Below are 4,955 nucleotides of genomic sequence, written 5' to 3'. Positions count from 1 at the left end.
ACAAGTGGTTCGACTTCAACAAGTACATCTGGTTCATTGAGTACCTCAACATCATTAAGTGGTTCAGAAAGCGTAAGCGAGTCTACCTCGCTAAGTGATTCAATATCAATGAGTGATTCTACTAGTACAAGTGACTCCGACTCATTAAGTGGATCAATATCTTTAAGTGGTTCCACAAGTCTTAGCACTTCGGATTCATTAAGTGATTCAAAATCATTGAGTAGCTCGCAAAGTATGAGTGGATCAGAATCAACGTCAACAAGTGTGAGCGATTCGCAGTCAAGCTCAACAAGTAATAGTCAATTTGACTCTATGAGCATCAGTGCATCAGAAAGCGACTCAATGTCTACAAGTGATTCGTCTAACATCAGTGGATCAAATTCAACGAGTACATCACTTTCAACATCTGACTCAATGAGCGGAAGCGTATCAGTTTCAACATCGACAAGTTTAAGTGACTCAATATCAGGTTCAACAAGTGTAAGTGACTCGAGCTCAACAAGCACATCTACATCATTAAGTGATTCAATGTCACAAAGCCAGTCAACAAGTACAAGTGCATCTGGTTCCTTAAGTACATCGATATCAACATCAATGTCAATGAGTGCTAGTACATCGTCATCACAAAGCACATCGGTGTCGACATCATTATCAACATCAGACAGTATCAGTGATTCTACTTCAATAAGTATCAGTGGTTCACAAAGTACAGTAGAATCAGAATCTACAAGTGATTCAACTTCTATCAGTGACTCAGAATCATTGAGTACATCAGATTCAGACTCGACATCGACAAGTACATCGGACTCAACAAGTGGTTCAACTTCAACAAGCATATCTGAATCATTAAGTACGTCTGGTTCAGGTTCAACGAGCGTATCTGACTCAACATCAATGAGTGAATCCGATTCAACAAGTGTTTCAATGTCACAAGACAAATCCGACTCAACATCAATTAGCGACTCAGAATCAGTGTCAACAAGCACATCAACGTCATTGAGCACATCCGATTCGACAAGCACATCCGAATCGCTGAGTACATCTATGTCTGGTTCACAAAGCATTTCTGACTCAACATCAACAAGTATGTCCGGCTCAACAAGTACATCTGAATCTAACTCAATGCATCCGTCAGACTCAATGAGTATGCATCATACTCACAGCACGAGCACATCTCGCTTATCAAGTGAAGCAACAACGAGCACGAGTGAATCTCAGTCTACATTAAGTGCAACATCTGAAGTGACTAAACATAATGGCACGCCTGCACAAAGTGAAAAAAGATTGCCAGATACAGGTGACTCAATAAAACAAAATGGATTACTAGGTGGCGTTATGACATTATTAGTTGGTTTAGGTTTAATGAAGAGAAAGAAAAAGAAAGATGAAAATGATCAAGATGATTCTCAAGCATAAATTGAATTTATAGCTGGCTAAAATTAAAAAGACTGAGGCACCAATCACTAGAAAAATCGATATAGGATTTTAATAATTAGTGATGAACCCTTAGTCTTTTTAATGTTTTTGATATAAAAGAGGTGCAACATGTTAAAACTTTTACAACAATACGAATATAAAATTATATATAAACGTATGCTATACACATGTTTTATCTTGTTTATTTATATATTAGGCACAAACATTTCCATCGTTTCCTATAACGATATGCAAGTAAAACATGAGTCATTTTTTAAAATAGCTATTTCTAATATGGGTGGAGACGTTAATACTTTAAACATTTTCACTTTAGGATTAGGTCCGTGGTTAACATCAATGATTATCTTGATGCTGATTTCTTATCGGAATATGGATAAATACATGAAACAAACAAGTCTTGAGAAGCATTATAAAGAGCGTATCTTAACATTAATTTTAAGTGTGATTCAAAGTTATTTTGTGATTCATGAATATGTTTCGAAAGAACGTGTTCATCAAGACAATATTTACTTAACAATATTGATTTTGGTTACTGGAACGATGTTATTAGTTTGGTTAGCTGACAAAAATAGTCGTTACGGCATCGCAGGACCAATGCCGATTGTAATGGTTAGCATTATTAAATCAATGATGCATCAAAAAATGGAATATATAGATGCAAGTCATATTGTGATTGCGTTGTTAATCATCCTTGTGATAATCACATTGTTTATCTTATTATTCATTGAATTAGTAGAAGTGAGAATACCATATATCGATTTAATGAACGTTTCCGCAACAAATATGAAATCTTATTTATCTTGGAAAGTTAACCCTGCAGGCAGTATTACTTTAATGATGAGTATTTCAGCATTTGTTTTCTTGAAAAGTGGCATTCATTTTATTTTATCTATGTTTAATAAAAGCATATCAGATGACATGCCAATGCTGACATTTGATAGTCCAGTAGGTATTTCAGTATATTTAGTGATTCAAATGTTATTGGGTTATTTTTTATCGAGATTTTTAATCAATACTAAACAAAAATCCAAAGATTTCTTAAAGAGTGGCAATTATTTTTCAGGAGTTAAACCTGGTAAGGATACAGAACGTTATTTAAATTATCAAGCAAGACGCGTATGTTGGTTTGGATCGGCATTAGTTACAGTCATTATTGGTATACCGCTTTATTTCACATTGTTTGTACCGCATTTATCTACTGAAATTTATTTCTCAGTACAACTGATTGTATTAGTTTACATCAGTATTAATATTGCAGAAACAATTCGTACATATTTATATTTTGATAAATATAAGCCATTTTTAAACCAGTATTGGTAAGGAGGTAATTATGAAATACTTTATTCCAGCTTGGTACGATGACCAACGATGGTGGCAAGACACGACTGTGCCGTATTATCAACTACAAAATAAGACGGAATTTGACGATATGATTAGTTTAATGGGAATGCACCTTGAAAATGACTTAGATTATCAACTGATTGTTCTCAATCATGCACCAAATTTAAGAACATTTTTACATCGATATGACTTATATGAAACAAAGTATTCGTCTGTGTTTGATGAAATTCAAGGATTCAGTCACCATGCGCCACAAGCGATTAATTATCATCACTTAAAATGGCCGGATGATGTTGAGTTTGTGTACACGCCGTATTTATTAAAATGTGTGACGAGTGAACAGACCTATACAAATATTTATTTTAGTCAAGAAGGGTATTCAATTTGGTTTGAAGAATTTGAAAGAGATCAGTTACAACGGCGTTATATTTTTGATGACAGAGGTTATTTATCAGCGATACGTTATTTTGATGATCAGGGAGAGGCTTCTTACCAAGAATATTTAACGATTAATGGAGATTGTGTACTTCATGAAGATTTGAAAAATGGCAGAGTCACTGTTTCAAAAAGATATCAACATCACTATCAACAAACAGAATATAACAATATGGCTCAACTAATTGAAGAAAAATTTCAAGCAATGATTGCACAACAAATACATGAAGATGATCATGTGATTGTGGCTTCAGATGCTAGGCACAATCGACAAATAGCCAATCATATTCCAGCGAAATTGTTAAGTTATTCATTTTTTAAAAATAGAAATGAAACTGTGTCAGATGAGGAATATCAATCTATCGTAAAGAATGCCCATTTAATTGTTGATAGTGTGCAACTAGAACGTGATTTAATTAGTCATCAAGAGAAGTATCAGCGGGAGAATACAATGATTCGAATCACACCATTTGAAACGAGACAATCACCTAATATAAGTAGTCAATTGATGGAAACATTTATAGGTGTATGGATAGATGGTATGAGTGACGCTGATTTGCAACAAATGATGCAACGACTTGTGGATTATATCGCACAGGAAGATTATTACCGTTTAATTTTATTATCGCGCCATCAAAATGACATACCGATGTGGCTTCGTGAATGTATTACGTCGGTAAATGAGGAATACCAAGCTAAACAGAATGCGGATGTTAATGTTTCAGCATTAATGACACCTGAAGATCAAGATGACATCATTGCTGTTAAGACGATACATGCTGAACATGATGTTGTAGAAGCATTGCGGACGTTGCGACTTGTGATAGATATGTCAAAAGAACCTGATTTGTATTTACAAATTAGTGCAATTAGCGCTGGGATTCCACAAATTAATGGTCAACAAACAGATTACGTCTCTGATTATGACAATGGCCGTATTATAAATACAGTTGATGAATTAGATGATGCGTTAAATTATTATTTATTTTATTTGAAAAATTGGAATTATGCGTACGCCTATTCTTTAAAATTAATAGATGCATATGCTTCTAAGAATATTATTAATCAGCTCGATGAGTTAATAGAAGGTGAAAATGATGCCACGTAAATTTAGAGTTTTGCAAATTGGAGGAGACGATTTAGAACCTATTTTTCAACACAAAAAAGGTGTGAGTTGGGATTACTTCGATATTGGATTGTTTGAATTTGATAGTGGTTATGTAGAGGCTATTGAAGCGATTGTTGAAGCAGAAGGGCGCTTTGATTTTATCTATATTCAAGCACCATACTCGGAGACATTAACGAATTTATTACAAATGATAAGCGAACCATACAATACGTATGTTGATGAATCATTTTGGTCAGTTGAATATGAACAAGACGAAAATGTCCAAAAATACGTTGTTCAACCATTACATTACCGGAATATTGAAGAACGTAATAATAAATTAGAGGCAGTTAGCTTCTCAGGACAGTATGGAGATAAAGTTTCCCCTAAGTTAGCACTTGTGCATCCGAATTTTAAAGGAGATGTCGTATACCAAGGTAATTCAGAGCTCACGTTGAGTGGAGAATTTGGAAAAGAATTTAAACCTATCGCATCTTGGCAAAATAATCTCGTTTACGATAAAGATAAAGTCATTCAAATATGGCCAGAATTTGATATTGATGGTGCGGTCGAGTTGCAATATACATTTAGATTGATTCAGACTGGCGCTGATGGTGCATTAATTGAACAAATC

4 protein-coding genes are annotated in these 4,955 nt (G+C 34.4%); all 4 read left to right on the top strand.

Annotation, left to right across the window (positions count from 1 at the left end):
• A partial coding sequence (locus IDG60_RS05880; protein ID WP_206160556.1) for an LPXTG cell wall anchor domain-containing protein occupies window positions 1–1,416 on the top strand: 1,416 nt, incomplete at its 5' end.
• Window positions 1,417–1,545: 129 nt separating this feature from the next.
• Window positions 1,546–2,757 carry an accessory Sec system protein translocase subunit SecY2 gene (gene secY2 / locus IDG60_RS05875; RefSeq protein WP_000916121.1) on the top strand — a complete coding sequence of 404 codons (1,212 nt, stop codon included), beginning with the start codon at window positions 1,546–1,548 and terminating at the stop codon, window positions 2,755–2,757.
• A gap of 10 nt (window positions 2,758–2,767) precedes the next feature.
• On the top strand, window positions 2,768–4,321 hold the full coding sequence (asp1, locus tag IDG60_RS05870) for an accessory Sec system protein Asp1 (RefSeq protein WP_000873196.1): 1,554 nt from the start codon (window positions 2,768–2,770) through the stop codon (window positions 4,319–4,321).
• A partial coding sequence (gene asp2 / locus IDG60_RS05865; protein WP_206160555.1) for an accessory Sec system protein Asp2 occupies window positions 4,311–4,955 on the top strand: 645 nt, incomplete at its 3' end. The genes asp1 and asp2, both read left to right, overlap by 11 nt.

The organism is Staphylococcus sp. EG-SA-2 (assembly GCF_017152085.1).
Note: the sequence above shows the minus strand (reverse complement) of the source record. Positions and strands in the feature narration are given on the sequence as shown.

Coding starts and splice junctions, on each gene's coding strand:
- asp1 (WP_000873196.1), top strand. CDS start 2,768: ATGAAATACTTTATTCCAGCTTGGTACGATGACCAACGATGGTGGCAA.
- secY2 (WP_000916121.1), top strand. CDS start 1,546: ATGTTAAAACTTTTACAACAATACGAATATAAAATTATATATAAACGT.